Raw genomic sequence first — 18534 nt, forward strand, 5'->3', positions numbered from 1 at the left:
GTTTCTCGCTCTCTTCCGCTTCGCTAACTTCCTCTGATAAGCTGGTGTTGTATAATAACGAACCGTTTCAGGAAGTACGCCCATATGTTGAGCGCATTCCTTTATAGTCCCAAGACAAACGAACGATTCACCTTTATAAACGACGTACTCCTTTAAGTTCACAATTTAGTTCTCCTTTTCTATTCAAATAACGATTTTGTTTAGTTTTCTGCGATTAAATCTTCTAACTCTATATGTTTTTCATAGTCACAATCTAATAATTCACATTCCAAATCAATCGATTCATCATGATTGTATTTATACAGCTTATTACCGCATAATGGACACTCTAGACTTGTTAACATTTCGGCAACTACCTTTCTTAATAAAATTCAAATTTGGTCTTAATATCCGCTTGCTAAACGATCATAGTTAACTTGGTTCTTGTCAAAGTACGCCTTTTCCATATCTTCAAATGTCATTCCTAATTTCAATCCAATTACAATTAAAGCTGCAAATGCATTTCCGTAATCAAATTCATCGTTTAACTCACCTTTATAGATAGCCTCAAACGCAAGATGGTAAGGAAGTGTATCTTTTTTATTAAGTAAAACGTCATCTTTCTTTAAAAACAGGGATAAAATGTAATCAACATGCCCGTACTTATTACCCAAACTAGCCATAAAGTGCATGCAATCCGCCCATTCATCGTACTGACGCGACTTGTCATCCTTTTTGTTTTTCTTCCAGTACTTGAAGAACCCAATCTCATTACTTAACTCTCCTAACTCCGTATATAACGCCTGTGTTACGTCACCAGTTAAGTTTTGCCCTTCCAATCCATGAACCTCAACAACCTTACGATCTATCTTGTCCTGTGCTTCGAATATCTTCTGAATGTTTAACATTGTTTTTGCCCCTTCCATCTCACAACTAAGTTTTGTAATCTATCTCTTTCTTCCGTGTGGTGCTTGTAATGTGACTTCGCTATTTGTAATTGCGCTTCTAAATTATTAACCTCGCAAAACCATTTACTAGCTTGTCCTTGTTGGTGATTCAGCGCTTGTTCATACAGATCGATATGTTCAGCCTTCATCCAAACACCCCTTTATAGTCCTAATTTGTTCATGATCTTGCCTTCATCAAATCCAGGTACTATTACACCATCTTCAAATTTAAATGTTGGTGCTGAATTACTTCCTAAAGCTACAAACTCAAGATAAGCATCAGGATCCGTTTCAATATTCTTTTCAATCAATTTCACCTCAACTGGACATTCTTTAAACATAACCTTCGCCCTATTGCAATTTGGACAATTGTCCTTCGTAAACATAGTGATCTTAGTTGCCATTTTCTTCATTCTCCTTCGCTTCTGCTAATAGTTTAGTTATTTCATAAGTACCATGCTCTGTATATTTCATTGTTCTTCCTCTCCTTTTTGTGGGATTTTTTCTATAACTTTTAGATTCCAGTAAGATGGAATTCTATTGATATCACCTTCACCACTACCGTATTGCGTTTCTCCTTCTATATAAGTAGCTTCTACTTTTAAATCGTAATTTAATTTATAACCTTCTAAAATTTCGTTTTCTAATTGTTCCTGTTCCGTTAAATCATTTTGTATTTCTTCCATAACTTCCAGTGTCATATATCCATGAACTTCATAAATAAACGGATTATCTATATCACATGTACTTACTATTACAGTGGTTTTATTCATTCTCCCCATCTCCTTTTATCAATTCGAATAACTCCTGCTCACTCATTTCATACAGCTGACGTCCCGTATCTTCTTCTTTGTAAATCCCTTTATGCAGTAGTACTTCTATGTAGATTCGCTTTTTGTTCACGATCAAAATACCTCTTACTTTTCACTACTGGAATTGTCATTGCATCTTCTTTGCTCCACCCTTTATAGATGCGTTGGTAATATGTGTTTTCGCTTATTCCATTTTTAATCGCTATAGCCGCGTTGCTGATTCTTTCGATCGTGTTTTTCGTCGCTGCTTCCATTGGGTCGAAACCTAAATTCATAACCCTGTTATAAAACTTTTGATAAGTAATTCCGTTACTTTTAGCGATTTTCAATTCTTCCTTATATTCTGTAGAAAACTTCCTATTCTTTGATGGTTTTGTTGCCGCTTCGTAAGGATCCATACCTCTACTAATTCTTGCGTAAAATGAAGATGCGCTTATTCCATTTTCCTGCGCCATTTTTATAAACGCTTCCCATTTGTTGTGTTCCTTTGGTTTGGTCACTGCTTCATATGGATCCATACCAGCTTTAATTCTTCCATATAAAGTTGTATGACTAATTCCATTGCGTTTAGCGAGTAATAACACTTGGTTATTTACAACGCTCTTTTGTTTTCTAACAGGCACTGTTATAGCTCGTTCTACATCCCATCCTCGTTCATTAATTCTTTGGAAAACATTCGCTCTACTGATACCGTTTTTTTCTGCTGTTTCATATTCTTCATCTGTTATCACGTGGTTATAATATTTCACGATGTTACCTCCTTACTTTTTGATGATTTATTCCTGCCTTTAACCGGTTTTGTTGCAGCCTCATGACAACTCCATCCACCATTTAATCGGTTATAAAAGGTTCTTTTTCCTATTCCGTTTTCTGCAGCAACTTTAATCCATTTAGTGTATTCACCTTCGGAACTATGTCTCACTGTACCTGGAATTGCTGTTAGCGCTAACTCCAAATCCCATTCCGCTTTATAAACACGGTAGTTAAGTAATCTTCTACATATCCCATTAGCCGCTGCTCTTGCGCGTTCCTCATCAGTTAACCAACGATCTAAAGCCATTTCTTTCCCTCCTCTAGATAATTTCTTTTAATTCTCCGTTTTCATCGTAGCGATTCCCTTGTTTTCCTGGTGGCTTCGTTGCTGCTAAATGATAAGACCAACCTCGTTTTAATCGGCTATAGAATGTGTATCGCTGGATGCCATTTTGTTCTGCTATATGCATCCACTGTCCATGTTTTCTATCAAAGTCCATACTCTTTGTGCCAAGTGGTTGCGTTGTCGCTCTTTCTATATCCCAGTCATATCTGTATACTCGCTCCTGCAACCGTCTTCTGTTAATACCGTTTGATTCAGCTGTTTTATAATGTTCGTCCAAAATAATGAAGTACATTGCTATTCCCCTCTCTTAATCCAATGCCATAATTTCAGCTAACGATCTGTCCGATATATAAGTATCGATAATTTGAATCCGTCCGTATTTATCTTTAGCCATTCCCATGGCTTCGCTCTCTGACTTCGCTTCGAACCATCTAAGCTTCCATTTATCATCCTTATCGTAAAACTCAACCGAGTACGTTATGACGCTTGTGTCACGCTGCAAAAACTTCTCTGAAGTACTCTTTGCTGAGTAATCGAAACTTCCAACAACATCTTCCAGTGTTAATTGCTTCATGCTACTATTCCGGCTTTCTCTAACTGTTGTAGGCGATATGTTTCTTTCAATCTCTCAATTACTTCCTGACGTCTTCTGTCCACTTCTTCGGGTGTAATATTTGCCGCTTCACAAACACATGACCCGAATTGATACATACCCATTCCAATATCATTTCTAATTACTCCCGTTCCGTTACATGCACACATTGTTATTCCCCCTTTATATTCTTAAACAGTTGCTGTTTCTTTTTGATTAGATTCCTTATTTAGCACTTGTCCCATTTTCAATAACAAATCACGGAAGTGAGTAAAATCTCCCCTATTGTCATAGCCAGCAGAATAAGTGTAGATTCTTGATTTACCTAGATTATGAGCTTGATATTTTAGATAGTGCTTAGCTTCTTCTAAGATGAAGAAGAACGCTACGTTTTCCCATTCTTTTTCTACCCAAGCTATGTCGTAATTTTCTATTCCATAATGTTTAAAGTAATCATCGAAATTCATAATGAATCTTTCTTCCCCATCTGTTCCAGTAACTCGTTTGTATTGCAGATCATCGAACGTTTTTATTTCAATTGGACATTCTTCCTCTATCCATTCATAACGTTGTTTAACTGCTTCTGTTTCCTCCTCATACCAACCTTCATGCTCTTCATCAACACAAAACTTTAAAATATCTGGATCAAAGTAATCCGAAATGTCTTCGCTATACGGTATGAATCGGTCTCTTTTTTTCTGAACTACATGCAAAGCGTCACATGTGTATTTATTGTCTTCTGCACCTTCGTATTGTTTTTCGCTAAATAATTTTAAGAACTCAACCTGTTTTTCTGTTAATTCAACCGTTACCTTTGCCATTTCTCATTTCCCCCTTATTTACGCTGTTCTGTAACTAACTCCCTTAACTTGGTACAAGTACTTCTTACTCATTCCGTACAAACGATCAGCTGCCGCAAATCCAATCTTGTCTTCCAATGTGTCTAAGTCTTCATTGCTTGTGTACCAAATCGGTAAATTCCGTAAATATCGTTCATTAATGATTTTGTAATACATGTCCTCTTTGAACTCGCTGTACTTCGATTTTGCTATGTCATCCCACACAAGAATGTCACAAGTGCATAAATCATGAAGTAATTCATTTAATCGCTTCTTATTGTCATTCAGGAACGCTGCATTTTGTATCTCAGCCATGATATTTACATCCTGGACACATAACACTCTGGCTCCACGTAAACGTCCTGTGCGCTCATCTACGACTTTGAATTTATTCAATGCATACTTAGCTGCTGCTATTTGCAAATGAGTTTTACCTAATCCGTACGAATTGTTCTCCTGGCGCATTTTATTTCGTTCTCCTGGAGGCAAACTTTTTAATCTTGTTTCACCCACTGATGCAATAAACCCGATACTATTCATCTTTGAATCTCTAATTTCGTTAAAGACTTTCAAATACTCGATCATAGCGTCATATAAAACTTTCTGCACTTCTGCCTCTCTTATGTAGTTATCGAATCGTGCATTTTCAAACTCAGATGGAATCATTGCGTACTTGAAACGAGATTTTAAACTTTTCCGTTCTAAGCACTCACATTCGATAGCAACATCAACATATTTTCCTTTTAGAAATTCAGATGGTTCTTTAATGAATGTGTACCCTTTATCACCACATATTTCACAATCAACCGATGGTTTGAGCGAATCCTCTTCCGCTGGTCGGTTGGATTCCTCTTCCAGTGCCTTTTTGTGCATAACTTCCGCTCGCTTCATTAAATCCTTCATTATGTCCCCCAACTTTTCCATTGATCGTCTCTCCCTCTATCGTTTCGTTTAAGTAATTATCAAAATGTGATGGTGCAAATAATGTACTTGGTCTTAAATACTGTGTTAAAGGTTTACCGTTTCTATCGAACTGTCCTAACCACTGTGGCACTTTGTTATCAATCACTTTTTTAAAATCATCAATTGAGTACCCTTCATTCCATCTAGCTCGAATTAATTTTCTATGTCCTTCTGCTTGGTGGTTATAATTTTTCTTTGCTTTCTCATTTAAGTAATCAAGAATAACCTTATAAGGAATTGGTGCCGGCTTGTCGTCTTCGTTAGAAGAGGACGTAATATTATTTTCTTTTTCTTTTTCTTTTTCTTTTTCTTTTTCTTTTTCTTTTTGTCCCCGTATCGTGGACGTATCGTGGGACGTATCGTCAAGACCCGCATAAACACTCACTTTTTGTACTAATGCAGTGTTTTTCGTTCGTTCCAATACTAGCTGCACCAATGATAAGTCTTTAATACCTTTAAGTTCTTTTTTGATGCAATCTTCAATTGGCTTACCACCTTTGTTAAGGTTGTATTTACCCCAATTCAGTATGCAAAGTTCTCTTGTCTCTTCGTTATAAACTACCAAGTCATGATGATTCACAAACCGATCTAATAAGGCTTTTGCACTTTCAATTGAGTAACCTAATTCAAATGCCATTTGTTTTCTCGTTATCTGATAAACTCCAATTTGATTTGTGTGCTCATTTGTCATTAAGTAGAGGTAAAAATATTTATCCTCTGGTGTCATTTCTTCTGATACCTTTGGGTCTGACCAAAAGGTAGTTTGTACGTGTCTGTATTTAGCCATTTAACGAAACCTCCGTAACGCCATCTTTGAAAGCTTTTTGTATACCTGTGAATTCTAGATTTGGAAGTTTAACAGTTGGTAAGTCGTTTGTCTGTCCATCAGTGTTCAACTTCGGTTTTAAAGTAGTGATATAGTACATCTCGTAAATATGAGCATCACTTACTGTTTCGGTTAGCGTGTAAGAAAAGCAGCTAGCTTGTCTTTCTTTTATCGAACTTGGTATTCTATCTCCTAAATTAGATGTGCTTTTTCCGATATATATCAATTGACGATTTTCATCGTATAAGAAGTAAATGCCAGCTCGTTTCGCTAAGTCTTTTTGTAATTTAATGAACGTGTCTGTATATTCTCTAAACCCTTTATCTTTAGGTAAATACACACGTTTTTGAGGTGTGATTCCCTTGTAATAGTTTGCATATAGATAATCTTTAGCTTCATCGTTTAATTCGTCTGTTGTAACAGCTTCTAAATATAGATTGTGTACGAATTTGTAGTAATCGATATTCTCTTCAAATTCTTCTCCCGTTGTAGATGAATTAAGCAAGTAAGTTAAAATTCTAGTTGGTTCGCGAAGTTCCAACCTGTAAATTACATCAGTGTAATCTTCATTAAATTGGAATACTTTATCTGTCATCATTTTCAACTCTGCTCGCTCTTGTGTGTCTAATCCAATACCGTTTTTCTTTAGAAATTTCATACAAACATTAAAGTAGTGTATATTGCTTTCGTATTTATAACTCACTTAGTTCACCTTCTTCATCCAACATTCGTAACTTACAAGGTCTTCCATTCCTGCGAATCGAATCTTATTGTTACCTCTGAATTTTCCTTCGTAGTGATAAGTTTTATCCGCTCTGTACACCCGTTTGATTGGCGTTATATAGTCATAGCCTCTTGCTTCTAAATCACGAACCGCTTTTAACATTTCTGTCATTGAACCTCGTCTTACTGGAACTCGGAACATCAACCTTCACACCTTTCGCATTTTGCTATACCGTCATTTACTTCCAAAACCTTATATCCGGGATAACGCTTTGGTATGCGATTGATATACCTGCAAGCGTTCCTCTTAATCTCTTGTTCTGTTTTTGCATCCTCGTAAACCCATGCTGGGAGGACGACATTTGATATAGTTTGTGGATTCAGCATGGGTTTTCATCTCCTTATCCTGCTTGGCTATATTGACCTTCCCAACCAATTAATAATTCAATTGCTTTAGATGCCATTTTCGAATCAAAATCATCTACATTTAATTGAGTTTTCATATCGTTCTTTAATGTCACTTCTACATCAGAATCTTTAGTGTCATAACCTTGTTCTCTAGCTAATTTACTAACATTCTTTATCTTCGCTTTTATCATCTTCATTTGTTTTTCTGATGCTTTTCCATTACCACTGCCACTACTGTTGCCTTGTGGCTTATTTGGAGCTTGCCCACTATTACTCTTCTGATTAGGTTTGTTACCTTTTCCGTAAGTAGCACCGTTTCCGTCATCATCTTCACCTGTGTTCAAACTAAGGAATGCTGCTAGTGAATAGCGCCGAGCGTATGTGATGCAACTTCCCACTGCTTGTGGATCGTTTTTAACTGGCTTCATTGTTAATTCGTCTGATTCAAGCCATTCGCCACTCTCATGTAAGAGAAGTGTTTTTAAAGTTACATTTTGACCGTCACCGCTTGGGATTTGCATGATGCTTAATCCATGTTTAGAAAGTATTGGTCTAATTTCATCTATAATCGTGTCTAGCGTTGCATAATTGTTTTTAAAGAAAGGATTGTCGGCATCCTTAGCAATTTTGTTAACCTCTGAGTTGAATTTCACTAATGCTTTAGCTAATTCAGTAATCGTTTCGCTTTTATTCATTGAAATTCACCCGTTTCTAGCATCTTCTCGTATTTTTCAATATCCTTTTGCAGAACCTCGACGCGAATTTTCATCAAGTTTTGTAGTTGTATATTTCTAATAGAAGGAAGTGCTTTTACGATTGCGTCTATCTCTTGCTCTGAAACACTTTTTTCAACTGCTATCTCATCCAAAACGGTTTTTTGTATTTGTTTCATCGAATCCTTACTCCTTCTGATTGTTTCAACACAATGCCATCCCACTGCATTCCATCTTTAACCGCTGCAAGTAATGATTTCTTATCAACCTTCGCTGGTTGCGGGACCATATATTCTGGTGGAACTACTGCATCTTCTGCGATATCTAAGCTTGCTGGATTCTTTTGAATACCCACTGTTACGATTGTTCCTTTGATACGTTTGACTTCTAATAAAGTCATTTGCTGGTACAAGTAATCTTTTAAGCTCTTACAGTTGTTTTCTACTGCTCTCCTACGTTCTGCTAATCGCTTTTCTTCTAACTTAATAGCTTCTGTATCTGCTTCAAGGTTTTTGATTAGTAACGCGATATTTTGCGCTTTATCTTGAATGCTTTCTTCAATCGCTTGTAATGTATCTTCCAATGCTGATGGATCTACGCCATCCTCGATCATCATTTGTAGTTCGTTATAGTTATTTGTTAATTCATAAAGTCTCATAGTTTCTTTTCCTCCTAGAAAGGCATTCCGCCATGTGGTTTATTTGTTAAAACTGTGATTACATAGTCGATATCTAACTTCTTAACACTGTCACTTTCTTTGTCGGACATTTGCTTCAAAGTTTCGATTGCGCGTTCTACTTGTTTCTCTTGAATTTCAATCATTTTTCATTCCTCCTCGCTATTCTCTTATTTGCAAAATAGTTCATTTGAAACAGTCTGTTGCGATGCCCAGTCTTCTAAGAAACCTTCGAATCCTTTGATCTGTCTCACGTGTGTTTTAGCAAAATCGATAAAGCGTTTTGAGGTTACACTATGATTGCTGTAAACAGTTGTTTCACTAATTTCTCTAACTCCTTTGTTACGAATAAAGAAGTGTAATGTAATTTTGTAGAATGCATTTTTTCTCTTATCTATCATGATTAACTTCCTCCTTGTTTTTAGGAGAAAAGATTTGGTATAATGTAAGTAGAAAGTTTTACATTTCTTTTCTCCAGACCACATTAGGCGTAGTGTGGTCTTTTTATTTTGTCTGATGCTTTCACGCATCGAAACATCCAGGAACAGTTGTATTGGTGGGGGAACCAAGCACTTTAGGTTTTATGTAGTTCCTGGACATTTCGACAAGCAAAGGCTTGTCCTATTTAGCTAGAGTAATAAACTCCTTATGCATTTTCTCAACCTTATCTGCGCTGTTATCTACCCCTCTAGCTCTTAAATCCTTTATGATCCACAAGATTTTCTTTTGTTCGTATTCATCACGCTGCTGTTTATTTGTCATCTTCAAGCAATCCTGCTCTCTTTGCTGCAACATCTATTCTGTGGACTAAGTACGCTGATAAACATATAGCTAACGCGACAATTATCAGGGATAGTGAGCTTTCCATCTTAAACCGCCTCCTGTTCATGTTCGTGTAATAAATCCAAGGCCATTTCTATTAGTACTTCTAGATGTTCAGTTCTACTTGTAATACAAGGGAATGTCCCATGTTCATTAGTTATGGTCCCAGGATAACGATCTCTTCCATCTGTAAACGTAGATTCTAAGATTTCGATTGCTTCTTTTAACTGACTCATAATCACATCTCCCTAAACTAATCTTGGTCGCCATGCATTTATGTAAGATAAAGCTTCATCGAAGTCTTTTTGGCGGATGTTGCAATAACTATTTACAGCGAATGCTGCTTTTACGTCTTTCCATATTGCTGAGAATAACTTCTTCTTGTTGTCATGTACTGCTTGATTGATTTTTCCATCTTCCCAAAGCTTGTATACCCTGCGTGCGACTGCATTTTTAATAGAAAGTTGTTGGCTGTAATCTACTGTCATTCGTTCTTGTACTGTATGTTCCAACTTCCCTAAGCGATCACCGTGATTCATCATTTCCGTTGTCATGATGTTAATCATTTGTAGTGGATGCATTTGTTGTTTAATGTGTTGTTCCATTCGGTTAAACTCGTTTATGTATGACTCTTTCATCTGTGCTGCCTTTTCCCCCGTATATCCCATTACCAGGAACATGAGTCCGTCACGCTTAAGAAGATATTTCTTATTTCGCTTTCCACTACGATCCTTATATTCGCTTACGCCAAAATTGGCTTCAGTAAATTCTTCGCTGCATTGTAGCTCTTCTATAGAACGAATAACTTTTGCGTGTTCTTTTCCAAACACCTCAGAAACTGTTAAACTGTCAGTTACAATTTCGTTCCCTTCCATAAACACCAAATGACTAATTGGATGCTGCACAACTTGTAATTGATTCATTTTCTTTCCTCCTTTTAATCGGTTACTGTAGGTAGTCGATAGTTCCAAAAAAAATTCCACCTATAGTGTACTTTTTATTAGTAATTCATCTGTAGGAACACCATAAAGCTCTGATAATCTCCCTAATTTATCTATACTTGGTTGCCTAAAACCTCTTTCGATATGTCCATAAGCACTCTTATGACAATTGAGGCGTTTAGCAACATAACCGTGGGTATATCCATGGTTTTCTCTTAATTCTCTGGCTCTTTCTGTATTCAACTTTATCATTTGAGTCATTTGAATCACCCTCGTTTGTTTCGTTGAATTCATAATAACACTATCGACTACTCTTAGTAAACCCCTAATTTGAAATTTCTTTAAAAAAACGAAAAAGGTTGTCTTAGAGTAGTCGGTAATGTTAATTTATATATAGAATGGTATTTAATTTCTTTATAAAAAGGGGAATTTTAAATGGAGAACGCTATCGGCAAACGTGTTAAAGAAATACGTGCTGAATTAAAAATGAGTCAAAGTCAATTTGCAGAATCAATCGGAGTAAGTAAGTCTTTAATATCATTAATAGAACTAAGCAGAAAAAATCCTTCAGTAGAAACAATTAACAAGATCGCCAAGAAAGGTAATGTTAGTGTTGATTACATTATGGGAAGAACAGATAATAGAAGCTCTGGTGAAAATGAGACATCTAAAGTGAAAATAGAACTGAATACTGCTGTAGACAGAATCGAGAAGTTACCTGAAGAACAACAACGATTCATTATCAAAATGTTAAACGGCATGGTAGATAATATAGAGGATTGATAGCAATTATATGCTAACAATCCTCTCTTTTTTATTTGCTTCTTCAAACTCGCTCACATGACCGAACAATGTTTGTAAGTAAGTTATAGCTTGTTGGTCCCCTTTATTCGCCGCATTTATTAAAACCTCTAATTTATCCTTTTCAACATTGCTTAACATACTTTATCCCCCTCATTTTTATCTATGCAGTTTGTGAATTATTCACAATGATTACCTTTTTGTATTTTTTCTTCAAAAATAGGATTTCCCCAAAAACTACAAATGGCATTACCTCTCATTGAGGTAATGCCATTTAAATATATATTATTATAATCAGCCAGCTCCGCCGCCGCCTGGATCAACCATCATTTTGTATTGAGTTGTGTCAGTAGCGCCAACTTGCTTCGGCTGTTCTTTAACAACATCAGAAGAATTTAATAAAAACACTCCAAGAACTGCTAACACGGATAAAATCGATAGAATCTTTTTCAATATGCTTTCACCTACCTATAAGACAATTATACCATTTTTTCAAAGGATACCCAAGTATATTTTAGGTAATTGCGCATAAAATATGTTGCCGATTTCTTCGAATTTCTTTAGCGACTTTTCTATCAATTTTCTATCCTCTTTAGCGATTCCCATGTAGCATAGTTGGAAAGCTGATAGCTTCCCATTTTCTTTTTCTAATCCGTTTAAAATTTCAATAGCCTTCTCTTTATTGCCTTTTTTGATTTCTAAAAAAGCTACTTCCGCTGGATCTGTTGGATGTACTTCATCTAAATCTTTACCATGATATATTTTAAGAAAGTTTAAAGTGTTCATGATTAAGCGTTTTTTCTCTTCCATCTTTTCGTTGAATGAATCACCAAGCGTTCTGATTGCTTGCTCTAAATACATTTTCGACTTTTTGTAGTCTTCGAAAATATAGGACTCACCTAACACACATAACGCACTGGCTTGTGGTATTGGATATTTCCCCGGTTCACCAAGATAATTCATTAGGTATTTAGCATATTCTCTAACTTTTTCGATTTTACAGAGCGCAAGATACGTAGCGTGTATACTTTCGTTGATTTTTATAATGAAACTTTGTCTTATAAATTTTTCTTTCTCGATTATTTCATTTTGAATCTTTTCTTTCACATCAATTGCATATCCGTATAAGAAACGATAATCGCCAGAATCGTATACACCGTAACAATACACAATATCGAGTAGTAACTTCATTTCTGTGCTTTTTACGGTTTTTCTCTTTTTTTCAACCTCTGTTAATAGTGCTTTTCCAACAAGACTGTTTTTACTTCTTTTGTATAGAAGGCGATAGACTTCAGCCCATTCCTTTGTAACTTCATTTTTCGATAAATCAGCTTTTTTTATCAGTGCTTCTAATAAATCAAATTCACCTCTAGCGTGAGCAAATTCCATACCGATTTTTAAGTTTTTATTTCCTTTTATTTTATTGCAATAATCAAATAAGAATGTTCTTCTTATTTCTGGATTATGCTTGTACAGATGAATCAATGTGTCTGAAAAACATTGAAAACTAAATTGTGTATTACCGTTGAGATAATAAGAAACCTTCTTTTCGTTTATCCCAAGATGTCCTGCTAATTCCTTATTAGTAATACCAGCTGCAAATAAATCATCTTTCATTTTAATTAATAATTTCTGCACTGTTTTGCTCCCCTTTTTTCGGAACAAAAGACACGTTATACCCAATTTTTAACTTTTAAAGGAAAACGCGCCACTACATTCATGAGATGTGATATAATTTATGTAAGACTTGCAGTAAGTGTTTTCCCTAGTCGGATTAGGGAAAGCGGTACTATGGTGTTCGTTGCACCTTAGTACGCGCTGTGAGTCTTTTTTACGTCCGTTTTTTTAGTTACTTTCATAATACCACAAATTTCCCAACATTCAGTCATACGATTATCAGACAATTGTTGAGAAAGTTTAAGAAACGCTATATATCAACGTTTCTCATGTTAAACGGAATAAAATATGCAATGACGTATTAAAAGCTCATGTACATATATTACCATACAATCGAACTTTTGTTCTATTTATTTCGAGACTGAGATTAAATTTATATCATTATACTACATTTGACAATAAATCTATCATTTATAGTATATCGATATTCATATAACTATACTGATAGTATGAAAACTTTAGGTGAAACTTTAAAAAAACTTAGGAAAAGTCGTCCGTCATTAAGGCAAGAGGATTTAGCTCACGAACTAAATCTCAGCAGAAGCCAAATCAATAACTATGAAAATGGATTTTCTGAACCTGATCTTACGACAATGTTTCGTCTCGCCTCCTATTTCAACGTAACGTTAGACGTGCTTACAGGGCGTACTGGCGCTATGGATGATGAAATGCTACATAATACTCTTTCTAGTGTTCAAAAAACGTATGGAGCGTTGTCTGAAAGCCAAAGAGAGAGTTTTTGCAAGCAACTTGACTATTACGTGAGATTCTTAGGTGAGAATAATGAAATATTGTGATTCGATTTCATTTTAGAAGAAAACTTTTCCAATGACTAGTGGTAAAATTTAACATAATTTGACCAATTGTGGCAAGGGAGCAAAATGCTCTCTTTTTTTATTTGCATTCGACAAAATATGACAAGATAGTTGTAACTGGATTTGTTATGCTTGATTATAAATCTTACATTTTACATATTGGAGGAAAAACATATATGAAAAGACGTACCCCTGAGTTTGTGACTGGATTAATCGGAGGAATATTAGGAACTGTATTTTCTTTTATTGTTATGTTTTGGGCTGGTAATCAGCCTGTGACAGAGGATAACGGATTGTTCGTTACATCTATTATTGTTCTCTTATTACAGATCGTAGCATTAGTTCTCAGTTGTTTAGTGAATACAATGAACAATAAAGTATACGGAGTAATATCGATTGTAATTGGATTAATAACATTGTTACTATCAGCTTTAGTATTCTTTATCCCAGCTATTTTGCAGTTTGTTTCTGGTGGAATGGCTTTCCGTACTTTAGAAAACGGATCTATCGAAAAAACGGCATAAAAAAAGACACTCAATTCGAGTGTCTTCTCTTTTTGTCTTCTTTTTTCAACAATCTTCTGTTAAGATTGAGGGTAGATAACTAGATTTTAAAACAAATGTTTTTATATAAAATAAAAAAACCCCCGACAGAAGTTTTTAGATGGCGTTTAGCTTGGCGGCAGATACCATTTAAAAACCGGAAACAGAGGTTTTGTACATACGTAAATTAAGTTGATACCTAAATAGTATCATAACTTTAAAAAAACGTAAACTACAAATCCTCTATTCGTTGTACCCAAATTTTGTCGGGGCAATAAATGGAGGATTTTTTATTATGTCTGTAGGTCAATTATTAGCTGAAACGCCTATGTTTGTTACTGAAGGTAAAGTTTCAAAAGAAGAATTAAGATTACCGCAACATCACTTTGTGGCTGCAATGGATTGGATTGATAAATTAGGAGAATCAGCATACTGTGATTATTTAAAGCTGTATACAATGGCTGATCGAAGTAATAAACAAAGAGAATACGATAAAGTACCTCGTGCTCTTGCGTCTATTTGGGACGAGTTAGGAAGAAAAGAAAAGTATTTCCGTCAGAAGGTACTTATTCCACTTTGGGAGTACGGCTTAATCGATTTAATTGAATACCAAGGTGAACGAAAACAAAAAACAGGCCATAAACCAATGAACATTATTGTTTACCGCTATCCATGCAATGATTTCAATCGTATGGTGAAACCTTTAGAAAAAGTTCGTGATTGGAAAACTGATTATAAATCAGCAGCTAAGTTCTATGCGGTCAAAGGCGGAAGACCTAAAAAAGATGTAAAGGATTCTGTAGAGAAACCTTTATCAAAGGATTCCACAGAGAAACCTTTAAAGGATTCCGTACAGAATCCTAATAATAATACTAAAGCAATTACTAATGTTTTAAATTACTTTAGTAAGTATGTAAGTATAGATCTATCACCTTTAGAATTTTTCAAACTAGCTATCTTAGAAAAACCGACTAGATATGTAGAAAAAGAATTAGAGTCTTTAACAACTATTCATGGAAAAGACATTCTAAACGAATCTATAAAACGATTAGCAGATAAAGATACAACTAATTACATAGCAACGATAAAAGGAATTATCAGACAGTGGGAAAAACAAGGAATGCAATGTTTTGATGATATTGAGAAAGTTGAAACGGAATACATCAACTCACGTAAAAGCGCAGCTCCAGTTAAACGATCCAGATCACTTTCTAATAAAACAGCAAGAACAGAGCTACTACCTGAATGGGTCAAAAATAAAGATGATGAAGATACTTCACGAAAACAATCTGACGATGAATTAGCAGAAGAGCGCAAACGTTTAGAAGAAGTATTAAATAAATATAAAAGAGCATAGGTTATTTTCGGATAACCTTTTATAAGTGAAATTTCACATACCATATCTGTTGTGTAAAAGAGATTTTTCGGTTTATAGGGGATTTAAACGAATCTTAGGGAGGACAAGCCTATGTCTTCCTTACCTCGCTATATGCACTATTGTTGATTTAGCGAAGCCTTTGCGAAGAAAATGGATTCGTAAAATTATCAGGAATAAAAATAACTAGAGTTTAATAGTATGATTGTGTAGAGTTTTAATATTTTAATTGAAAAACAGTTCGCTTGTTGTATAATCAATTTATAAATAATAAAGTTTTATACAACGAATCTAGAAAGGTTGTGTATTTGATGAAAAAAGTATTAGTAATTGACCACGGTAATGGAAACATTAAAGGTAGAAGTGAAGTTGCAGCTGGAGTATTACCTTCATTAGTGGCTTTTAAAAAGGATGTAGGAGAATCAATTACAGGTAAAAAGACGAAATTAAAGACTTATGAAATTGAAGGTATCGAATATGTTTGGGGGAAAGACATCACAAAAGTAAAAGATGTATTTGCAACTTATGGATTCCAAAATAGATACAAAGAACCTTTATACAAAGTATTAACAAGTATCGCTCTTGCTGATCTTGCTCTTAAAAGTAAAGTACAACCGACAGATGAAGTAATTGTAATCACAGGCGTACCTAGTAATGAAATCGGAACAGAAGCAGCGAATGATTTAAAAGCAGTATTTGAGGGATTACATACAGTAAAAGTTGATGGAAAAACAGTGAAAGTTAACGTGGAAGAAGTTATCATTCTACCTCAACCAATTGGAACAGTAATGGGCCAATATTTAGATACAGATGGTTTTGTAGCTGATGATCGTTATGAGGATATTCGTGTAGGTGTAATTGATATTGGAACTGGAACAACAGATTTAGACTCAATTAATGGATTGCGTCGTGAGAATGAATTCAAATCTGTGGAAGCCGGAATGAAAGATGTTTATCAAGAAATTGCAGACTATATCAATTCTCAAAACTCTAATGCAAAAGTGGAATACTATCATGTTGAACCTTTCTTTGAGTCAGGACAATATAAACTTTCAGAACGTCATATCATTGATTTTGAAGAGATTAAGCCGAAAGCTGTATTCCAAGTATCTGAAAAGATTAAACAAGGTATTAAAAACGCATGGAAAACGTTTGACCGTTTCGATGAAATTATCATTACTGGCGGCGGAGCAGAATTATTTGCAAGCGCTATTGAAGATTTAGTTGGTGGTGTGAAGGTAGCAGAGAAACCACAACAAGCAAATGCAGAAGGATTTTTCAAATACGGAATGTTTAAAGTGAGTGAAGAAGATGGCGAATAAAATTTATCAGCTAAGTTATGACGATCAGCTGGATAAAGATATTCATGAGTGGTTAAAAAAGATTCCAAGAAGTAGAAAGTCGGAAACTGTACGACATGCAATACGTTATTATATTGCGAGTAATGGTGGAAGTAGCGGCATTCATATGCCGAATGTATCAGGATTACCTATTGCAGTAAAAGAACCACAAACGCAACAAGAAGCACCCAAAAAGAAAAGGCCTAAATTATCTAAAGATGGCGACTTTAGTTTATAAATAATTATCTAAAGAAAATAACCTCCTCCCTCTCTCTCGACTTCTTTTTTCATGGAACAATGGAATTATGGAAAAGTGTCCCTGAGATAAATGAGAGGGAGGAGGTTAATTTTCGAAAGAGGGGAGCATCATGAGTAATGTTAACCCTATGTTTGAACCTCGAAAACAATCTACTACAATAACAAACCTAAAACCTCGTAAAACTCGTTCTGATAAAAAGAAAGACGTAAAAATCCCCGTAAATGAAATACAAAGACAACTAATAAGAACCTCATCCTTCCAACAAGGAATAACTACTACACAATATATGTCCAAATTAATCACAGAACATCTCAGAATCGATTATATAAGCGAAATACATGCATACGAATATAAAGACACTAAGAAGTACATCCATGCGAAATTGGAGCAGGAAACACATTCTAAGCTTGTCCAGTTAGCAATTGAATGGGGAATATCACAAAGAGCAGCTGCAACCCGTATTCTTTGCTTTGCATTACGTACAATGTAGGGAGTGACAACATGTATAGCAAATATGATGTGATGACAAAAGAAATACAACTCATGAGCGCAAACAATTGGTGGGAACGTACAAAGATTGAATGGGGCCTAAAAGAGAAATACAGATTTGAAGTTAAGATGTTAAAAATCTACTTATTTCGGATGAACATCATAATTGAAGATATGGAAGAAGAAGATTATGAGTGTAACGCTAGTGATCTAGCTGAAATACTTGTTGAAGACTTTCTTGAACATATAAGGTCCAAGAATAGTATGGAACAGCTATATCAAATCTTAGAAAGTAAGAAGCATTATACGGATTATGAATTAGAATTCAATGAAAATGATGAACGATATGGAACAATCACTGTGAAGATTGATAGAAGGACATTGAGACGGATTGAAGTGTTTTTCTCAGATATGTCTCATTCATTTCCTCTACATGGTTATACAGCTGATAAACTGATTAACATCTTAATGTGTGACTACATGAAGTTTTATGCTGAAGAGCCTGGAAAGAAGCTCTCCTTACTGAAAAGACGTTTTTCGTAAAACATTGTCGTTCACGCACCATTTTTAGACCCCTATTTTTAGGGGTTTATTTTTTGTGCGTTTAGGCAATTACTGTAGATAACAATTTTAATAGGGAGTGAGAATGGTGTGGAGATTTAGAAGTAAACGAACGCCATTAGGGAAGTTTTTAGATAAACATAGAATAGAACAAGAATGGTTAGTAAGAAAATCAGGGTTAGGTAGGAATACTGTAGGAGATTTAGCTAATAATCATGACAGATCGCCAACGAGAAAGACAATGCAGAAGATATTGAGGGTGTTGAGGGAATTCGATTCAAGGGTTAAAGCGGATGATTTTTGGGATATGTAAATAAAAAAGGCCGCCCGACAGG

37 protein-coding genes are annotated in these 18534 nt (G+C 35.2%); 9 read left to right on the plus strand and 28 right to left on the minus strand.

Features of this window, described 5'->3' with window-relative positions:
- Positions 1-200: 200 nt before the first annotated feature.
- The 25 genes from NSQ47_RS27575 to NSQ47_RS27700 form a co-directional block, all read right to left on the minus strand.
- On the minus strand, positions 201-344 hold the full coding sequence (locus tag NSQ47_RS27575) for a hypothetical protein (protein WP_341038892.1): 144 nt from the start codon (positions 342-344) through the stop codon (positions 201-203).
- Positions 345-383: 39 nt separating this feature from the next.
- Complete coding sequence (locus NSQ47_RS27580; protein ID WP_341038894.1) at positions 384-887, minus strand: dUTP diphosphatase; 504 nt, start codon at positions 885-887, stop codon at positions 384-386.
- Positions 881-1075, minus strand: coding sequence for a hypothetical protein (locus NSQ47_RS27585; protein ID WP_341038896.1), 195 nt, complete (start codon positions 1073-1075; stop codon positions 881-883). The genes NSQ47_RS27580 and NSQ47_RS27585 overlap by 7 nt, the downstream gene beginning before the upstream one ends.
- 12 nt (positions 1076-1087) lie before the next feature.
- A complete protein-coding gene (locus NSQ47_RS27590) occupies positions 1088-1330 on the minus strand; it encodes a glutaredoxin family protein (RefSeq protein ID WP_341038898.1) in 243 nt (80 codons plus the stop codon).
- A 66-nt stretch (positions 1331-1396) separates the two neighbouring features.
- A complete protein-coding gene (locus NSQ47_RS27595) occupies positions 1397-1699 on the minus strand; it encodes a hypothetical protein (protein ID WP_341038899.1) in 303 nt (100 codons plus the stop codon).
- Positions 1692-1829, minus strand: a complete 138-nt coding sequence (gene fbpA / locus NSQ47_RS27600) for a Fur-regulated basic protein FbpA (RefSeq protein ID WP_341038901.1) — start codon at positions 1827-1829, stop codon at positions 1692-1694. Before fbpA ends, NSQ47_RS27595 begins: the two co-directional genes overlap by 8 nt.
- Positions 1789-2487: a hypothetical protein gene (locus NSQ47_RS27605; protein WP_341038903.1), complete on the minus strand. Its 699-nt coding sequence runs from the start codon at positions 2485-2487 to the stop codon at positions 1789-1791. Before NSQ47_RS27605 ends, fbpA begins: the two co-directional genes overlap by 41 nt.
- On the minus strand, positions 2484-2798 hold the full coding sequence (locus NSQ47_RS27610) for a hypothetical protein (RefSeq protein WP_445662111.1): 315 nt from the start codon (positions 2796-2798) through the stop codon (positions 2484-2486). Before NSQ47_RS27610 ends, NSQ47_RS27605 begins: the two co-directional genes overlap by 4 nt.
- Before the next feature lie 13 nt (positions 2799-2811).
- Positions 2812-3129 (minus strand): hypothetical protein, encoded by a 318-nt coding sequence (locus NSQ47_RS27615; RefSeq protein WP_341038905.1) that lies wholly within the window; start codon positions 3127-3129, stop codon positions 2812-2814.
- A gap of 15 nt (positions 3130-3144) precedes the next feature.
- A complete protein-coding gene (locus tag NSQ47_RS27620) occupies positions 3145-3411 on the minus strand; it encodes a hypothetical protein (RefSeq protein ID WP_341038907.1) in 267 nt (88 codons plus the stop codon).
- Positions 3408-3599, minus strand: coding sequence for a hypothetical protein (locus NSQ47_RS27625; protein ID WP_341038909.1), 192 nt, complete (start codon positions 3597-3599; stop codon positions 3408-3410). Before NSQ47_RS27625 ends, NSQ47_RS27620 begins: the two co-directional genes overlap by 4 nt.
- Positions 3600-3620: 21 nt before the next feature.
- Positions 3621-4250: a hypothetical protein gene (locus NSQ47_RS27630; protein ID WP_341038910.1), complete on the minus strand. Its 630-nt coding sequence runs from the start codon at positions 4248-4250 to the stop codon at positions 3621-3623.
- Positions 4251-4268: 18 nt separating this feature from the next.
- Positions 4269-5171 (minus strand): DNA replication protein, encoded by a 903-nt coding sequence (locus NSQ47_RS27635; protein ID WP_341038912.1) that lies wholly within the window; start codon positions 5169-5171, stop codon positions 4269-4271.
- Complete coding sequence (locus tag NSQ47_RS27640) at positions 5071-6018, minus strand: conserved phage C-terminal domain-containing protein (RefSeq protein ID WP_341038913.1); 948 nt, start codon at positions 6016-6018, stop codon at positions 5071-5073. The genes NSQ47_RS27635 and NSQ47_RS27640 overlap by 101 nt, the downstream gene beginning before the upstream one ends.
- Positions 6011-6760 (minus strand): hypothetical protein, encoded by a 750-nt coding sequence (locus NSQ47_RS27645; protein ID WP_341038915.1) that lies wholly within the window; start codon positions 6758-6760, stop codon positions 6011-6013. The genes NSQ47_RS27640 and NSQ47_RS27645 overlap by 8 nt, the downstream gene beginning before the upstream one ends.
- Positions 6761-6982 (minus strand): hypothetical protein, encoded by a 222-nt coding sequence (locus NSQ47_RS27650; protein WP_341038917.1) that lies wholly within the window; start codon positions 6980-6982, stop codon positions 6761-6763.
- Positions 6983-7181: 199 nt separating this feature from the next.
- Positions 7182-7883: an ERF family protein gene (locus NSQ47_RS27660; protein WP_341038921.1), complete on the minus strand. Its 702-nt coding sequence runs from the start codon at positions 7881-7883 to the stop codon at positions 7182-7184.
- Positions 7880-8080 carry a hypothetical protein gene (locus tag NSQ47_RS27665; RefSeq protein ID WP_341038922.1) on the minus strand — a complete coding sequence of 67 codons (201 nt, stop codon included), beginning with the start codon at positions 8078-8080 and terminating at the stop codon, positions 7880-7882. The genes NSQ47_RS27660 and NSQ47_RS27665 overlap by 4 nt, the downstream gene beginning before the upstream one ends.
- Positions 8077-8559: a siphovirus Gp157 family protein gene (locus NSQ47_RS27670; protein ID WP_341038923.1), complete on the minus strand. Its 483-nt coding sequence runs from the start codon at positions 8557-8559 to the stop codon at positions 8077-8079. The genes NSQ47_RS27665 and NSQ47_RS27670 overlap by 4 nt, the downstream gene beginning before the upstream one ends.
- Before the next feature lie 14 nt (positions 8560-8573).
- A complete protein-coding gene (locus tag NSQ47_RS27675) occupies positions 8574-8723 on the minus strand; it encodes a hypothetical protein (RefSeq protein WP_341038925.1) in 150 nt (49 codons plus the stop codon).
- 24 nt (positions 8724-8747) lie between these two features.
- On the minus strand, positions 8748-8978 hold the full coding sequence (locus NSQ47_RS27680) for a hypothetical protein (protein ID WP_341038927.1): 231 nt from the start codon (positions 8976-8978) through the stop codon (positions 8748-8750).
- Positions 8979-9198: 220 nt separating this feature from the next.
- Positions 9199-9339: a hypothetical protein gene (locus NSQ47_RS27685; protein ID WP_341038929.1), complete on the minus strand. Its 141-nt coding sequence runs from the start codon at positions 9337-9339 to the stop codon at positions 9199-9201.
- Between the two features lie 107 nt (positions 9340-9446).
- Positions 9447-9635: a hypothetical protein gene (locus NSQ47_RS27690; RefSeq protein ID WP_341038931.1), complete on the minus strand. Its 189-nt coding sequence runs from the start codon at positions 9633-9635 to the stop codon at positions 9447-9449.
- Positions 9636-9647: 12 nt separating this feature from the next.
- Positions 9648-10322, minus strand: a complete 675-nt coding sequence (locus NSQ47_RS27695; protein ID WP_341038932.1) for a Rha family transcriptional regulator — start codon at positions 10320-10322, stop codon at positions 9648-9650.
- Between the two features lie 60 nt (positions 10323-10382).
- Positions 10383-10601, minus strand: a complete 219-nt coding sequence (locus tag NSQ47_RS27700) for a helix-turn-helix domain-containing protein (protein WP_445662112.1) — start codon at positions 10599-10601, stop codon at positions 10383-10385.
- 174 nt (positions 10602-10775) lie between these two features.
- Here NSQ47_RS27700 and NSQ47_RS27705 point away from each other — a divergent pair, with 174 nt between their 5' ends.
- Positions 10776-11123 carry a helix-turn-helix domain-containing protein gene (locus NSQ47_RS27705; protein ID WP_341038933.1) on the plus strand — a complete coding sequence of 116 codons (348 nt, stop codon included), beginning with the start codon at positions 10776-10778 and terminating at the stop codon, positions 11121-11123.
- Positions 11124-11129: 6 nt separating this feature from the next.
- Here the strand turns inward: NSQ47_RS27705 and NSQ47_RS27710 are convergent, their stop codons facing one another.
- The 3 genes from NSQ47_RS27710 to NSQ47_RS27720 form a co-directional block, all read right to left on the minus strand.
- Positions 11130-11282: a hypothetical protein gene (locus tag NSQ47_RS27710; protein WP_341038935.1), complete on the minus strand. Its 153-nt coding sequence runs from the start codon at positions 11280-11282 to the stop codon at positions 11130-11132.
- A gap of 153 nt (positions 11283-11435) precedes the next feature.
- Complete coding sequence (locus NSQ47_RS27715; RefSeq protein WP_341038936.1) at positions 11436-11594, minus strand: hypothetical protein; 159 nt, start codon at positions 11592-11594, stop codon at positions 11436-11438.
- A gap of 39 nt (positions 11595-11633) precedes the next feature.
- Positions 11634-12779 carry an AimR family lysis-lysogeny pheromone receptor gene (locus NSQ47_RS27720; RefSeq protein ID WP_341038938.1) on the minus strand — a complete coding sequence of 382 codons (1146 nt, stop codon included), beginning with the start codon at positions 12777-12779 and terminating at the stop codon, positions 11634-11636.
- Between the two features lie 488 nt (positions 12780-13267).
- Here NSQ47_RS27720 and NSQ47_RS27725 point away from each other — a divergent pair, with 488 nt between their 5' ends.
- The 8 genes from NSQ47_RS27725 (at position 13268) to NSQ47_RS27760 (ending at position 18512) form a co-directional block, all read left to right on the plus strand.
- Positions 13268-13615, plus strand: a complete 348-nt coding sequence (locus NSQ47_RS27725; RefSeq protein ID WP_341038940.1) for a helix-turn-helix transcriptional regulator — start codon at positions 13268-13270, stop codon at positions 13613-13615.
- 194 nt (positions 13616-13809) lie between these two features.
- The gene (locus tag NSQ47_RS27730; RefSeq protein ID WP_341038942.1) at positions 13810-14157 is read left to right on the plus strand and encodes a hypothetical protein; all 348 of its coding nucleotides are present in this window, start codon (positions 13810-13812) and stop codon (positions 14155-14157) included.
- A gap of 313 nt (positions 14158-14470) precedes the next feature.
- Positions 14471-15532 carry a replication protein gene (locus tag NSQ47_RS27735; protein WP_341038946.1) on the plus strand — a complete coding sequence of 354 codons (1062 nt, stop codon included), beginning with the start codon at positions 14471-14473 and terminating at the stop codon, positions 15530-15532.
- A gap of 329 nt (positions 15533-15861) precedes the next feature.
- On the plus strand, positions 15862-16872 hold the full coding sequence (locus tag NSQ47_RS27740) for a ParM/StbA family protein (protein ID WP_341038949.1): 1011 nt from the start codon (positions 15862-15864) through the stop codon (positions 16870-16872).
- A complete protein-coding gene (locus NSQ47_RS27745; RefSeq protein ID WP_341039024.1) occupies positions 16862-17128 on the plus strand; it encodes a hypothetical protein in 267 nt (88 codons plus the stop codon). Before NSQ47_RS27740 ends, NSQ47_RS27745 begins: the two co-directional genes overlap by 11 nt.
- Positions 17129-17258: 130 nt before the next feature.
- Positions 17259-17639, plus strand: a complete 381-nt coding sequence (locus NSQ47_RS27750) for a hypothetical protein (RefSeq protein WP_341038951.1) — start codon at positions 17259-17261, stop codon at positions 17637-17639.
- Positions 17640-17650: 11 nt separating this feature from the next.
- Positions 17651-18181: a hypothetical protein gene (locus tag NSQ47_RS27755; protein ID WP_341038953.1), complete on the plus strand. Its 531-nt coding sequence runs from the start codon at positions 17651-17653 to the stop codon at positions 18179-18181.
- Between the two features lie 103 nt (positions 18182-18284).
- Positions 18285-18512 (plus strand): XRE family transcriptional regulator, encoded by a 228-nt coding sequence (locus NSQ47_RS27760; RefSeq protein ID WP_341038955.1) that lies wholly within the window; start codon positions 18285-18287, stop codon positions 18510-18512.
- Positions 18513-18534: the final 22 nt, after the last annotated feature.

The sequence above is a fragment of the Bacillus sp. FSL R10-2780 genome (genome assembly GCF_038006125.1).
Lineage (GTDB): Bacteria > Bacillota > Bacilli > Bacillales > Bacillaceae_G > Bacillus_A > Bacillus_A cereus_U.

Coding starts and splice junctions, on each gene's coding strand:
- NSQ47_RS27695 (WP_341038932.1), bottom strand. CDS start 10,322: ATGAATCAATTACAAGTTGTGCAGCATCCAATTAGTCATTTGGTGTTT.
- NSQ47_RS27730 (WP_341038942.1), top strand. CDS start 13,810: ATGAAAAGACGTACCCCTGAGTTTGTGACTGGATTAATCGGAGGAATA.
- NSQ47_RS27755 (WP_341038953.1), top strand. CDS start 17,651: ATGTATAGCAAATATGATGTGATGACAAAAGAAATACAACTCATGAGC.
- NSQ47_RS27735 (WP_341038946.1), top strand. CDS start 14,471: ATGTCTGTAGGTCAATTATTAGCTGAAACGCCTATGTTTGTTACTGAA.
- NSQ47_RS27635 (WP_341038912.1), bottom strand. CDS start 5,171: ATGAAGGATTTAATGAAGCGAGCGGAAGTTATGCACAAAAAGGCACTG.
- NSQ47_RS27590 (WP_341038898.1), bottom strand. CDS start 1,330: ATGGCAACTAAGATCACTATGTTTACGAAGGACAATTGTCCAAATTGC.
- NSQ47_RS27750 (WP_341038951.1), top strand. CDS start 17,259: ATGAGTAATGTTAACCCTATGTTTGAACCTCGAAAACAATCTACTACA.
- NSQ47_RS27760 (WP_341038955.1), top strand. CDS start 18,285: ATGGTGTGGAGATTTAGAAGTAAACGAACGCCATTAGGGAAGTTTTTA.
- NSQ47_RS27660 (WP_341038921.1), bottom strand. CDS start 7,883: ATGAATAAAAGCGAAACGATTACTGAATTAGCTAAAGCATTAGTGAAA.
- NSQ47_RS27640 (WP_341038913.1), bottom strand. CDS start 6,018: ATGGCTAAATACAGACACGTACAAACTACCTTTTGGTCAGACCCAAAG.
- NSQ47_RS27710 (WP_341038935.1), bottom strand. CDS start 11,282: ATGTTAAGCAATGTTGAAAAGGATAAATTAGAGGTTTTAATAAATGCG.
- NSQ47_RS27615 (WP_341038905.1), bottom strand. CDS start 3,129: ATGTACTTCATTATTTTGGACGAACATTATAAAACAGCTGAATCAAAC.
- NSQ47_RS27610 (WP_445662111.1), bottom strand. CDS start 2,798: ATGGCTTTAGATCGTTGGTTAACTGATGAGGAACGCGCAAGAGCAGCG.
- NSQ47_RS27620 (WP_341038907.1), bottom strand. CDS start 3,411: ATGAAGCAATTAACACTGGAAGATGTTGTTGGAAGTTTCGATTACTCA.
- NSQ47_RS27650 (WP_341038917.1), bottom strand. CDS start 6,982: ATGTTCCGAGTTCCAGTAAGACGAGGTTCAATGACAGAAATGTTAAAA.
- NSQ47_RS27575 (WP_341038892.1), bottom strand. CDS start 344: ATGTTAACAAGTCTAGAGTGTCCATTATGCGGTAATAAGCTGTATAAA.
- NSQ47_RS27585 (WP_341038896.1), bottom strand. CDS start 1,075: ATGAAGGCTGAACATATCGATCTGTATGAACAAGCGCTGAATCACCAA.
- NSQ47_RS27680 (WP_341038927.1), bottom strand. CDS start 8,978: ATGATAGATAAGAGAAAAAATGCATTCTACAAAATTACATTACACTTC.
- NSQ47_RS27625 (WP_341038909.1), bottom strand. CDS start 3,599: ATGTGTGCATGTAACGGAACGGGAGTAATTAGAAATGATATTGGAATG.
- NSQ47_RS27665 (WP_341038922.1), bottom strand. CDS start 8,080: ATGAAACAAATACAAAAAACCGTTTTGGATGAGATAGCAGTTGAAAAA.
- NSQ47_RS27745 (WP_341039024.1), top strand. CDS start 16,862: ATGGCGAATAAAATTTATCAGCTAAGTTATGACGATCAGCTGGATAAA.
- NSQ47_RS27580 (WP_341038894.1), bottom strand. CDS start 887: ATGTTAAACATTCAGAAGATATTCGAAGCACAGGACAAGATAGATCGT.
- NSQ47_RS27675 (WP_341038925.1), bottom strand. CDS start 8,723: ATGATTGAAATTCAAGAGAAACAAGTAGAACGCGCAATCGAAACTTTG.
- NSQ47_RS27685 (WP_341038929.1), bottom strand. CDS start 9,339: ATGACAAATAAACAGCAGCGTGATGAATACGAACAAAAGAAAATCTTG.
- NSQ47_RS27595 (WP_341038899.1), bottom strand. CDS start 1,699: ATGAATAAAACCACTGTAATAGTAAGTACATGTGATATAGATAATCCG.
- NSQ47_RS27690 (WP_341038931.1), bottom strand. CDS start 9,635: ATGAGTCAGTTAAAAGAAGCAATCGAAATCTTAGAATCTACGTTTACA.
- NSQ47_RS27740 (WP_341038949.1), top strand. CDS start 15,862: ATGAAAAAAGTATTAGTAATTGACCACGGTAATGGAAACATTAAAGGT.
- NSQ47_RS27670 (WP_341038923.1), bottom strand. CDS start 8,559: ATGAGACTTTATGAATTAACAAATAACTATAACGAACTACAAATGATG.
- NSQ47_RS27630 (WP_341038910.1), bottom strand. CDS start 4,250: ATGGCAAAGGTAACGGTTGAATTAACAGAAAAACAGGTTGAGTTCTTA.
- NSQ47_RS27700 (WP_445662112.1), bottom strand. CDS start 10,601: ATGACTCAAATGATAAAGTTGAATACAGAAAGAGCCAGAGAATTAAGA.
- NSQ47_RS27705 (WP_341038933.1), top strand. CDS start 10,776: ATGGAGAACGCTATCGGCAAACGTGTTAAAGAAATACGTGCTGAATTA.
- NSQ47_RS27725 (WP_341038940.1), top strand. CDS start 13,268: ATGAAAACTTTAGGTGAAACTTTAAAAAAACTTAGGAAAAGTCGTCCG.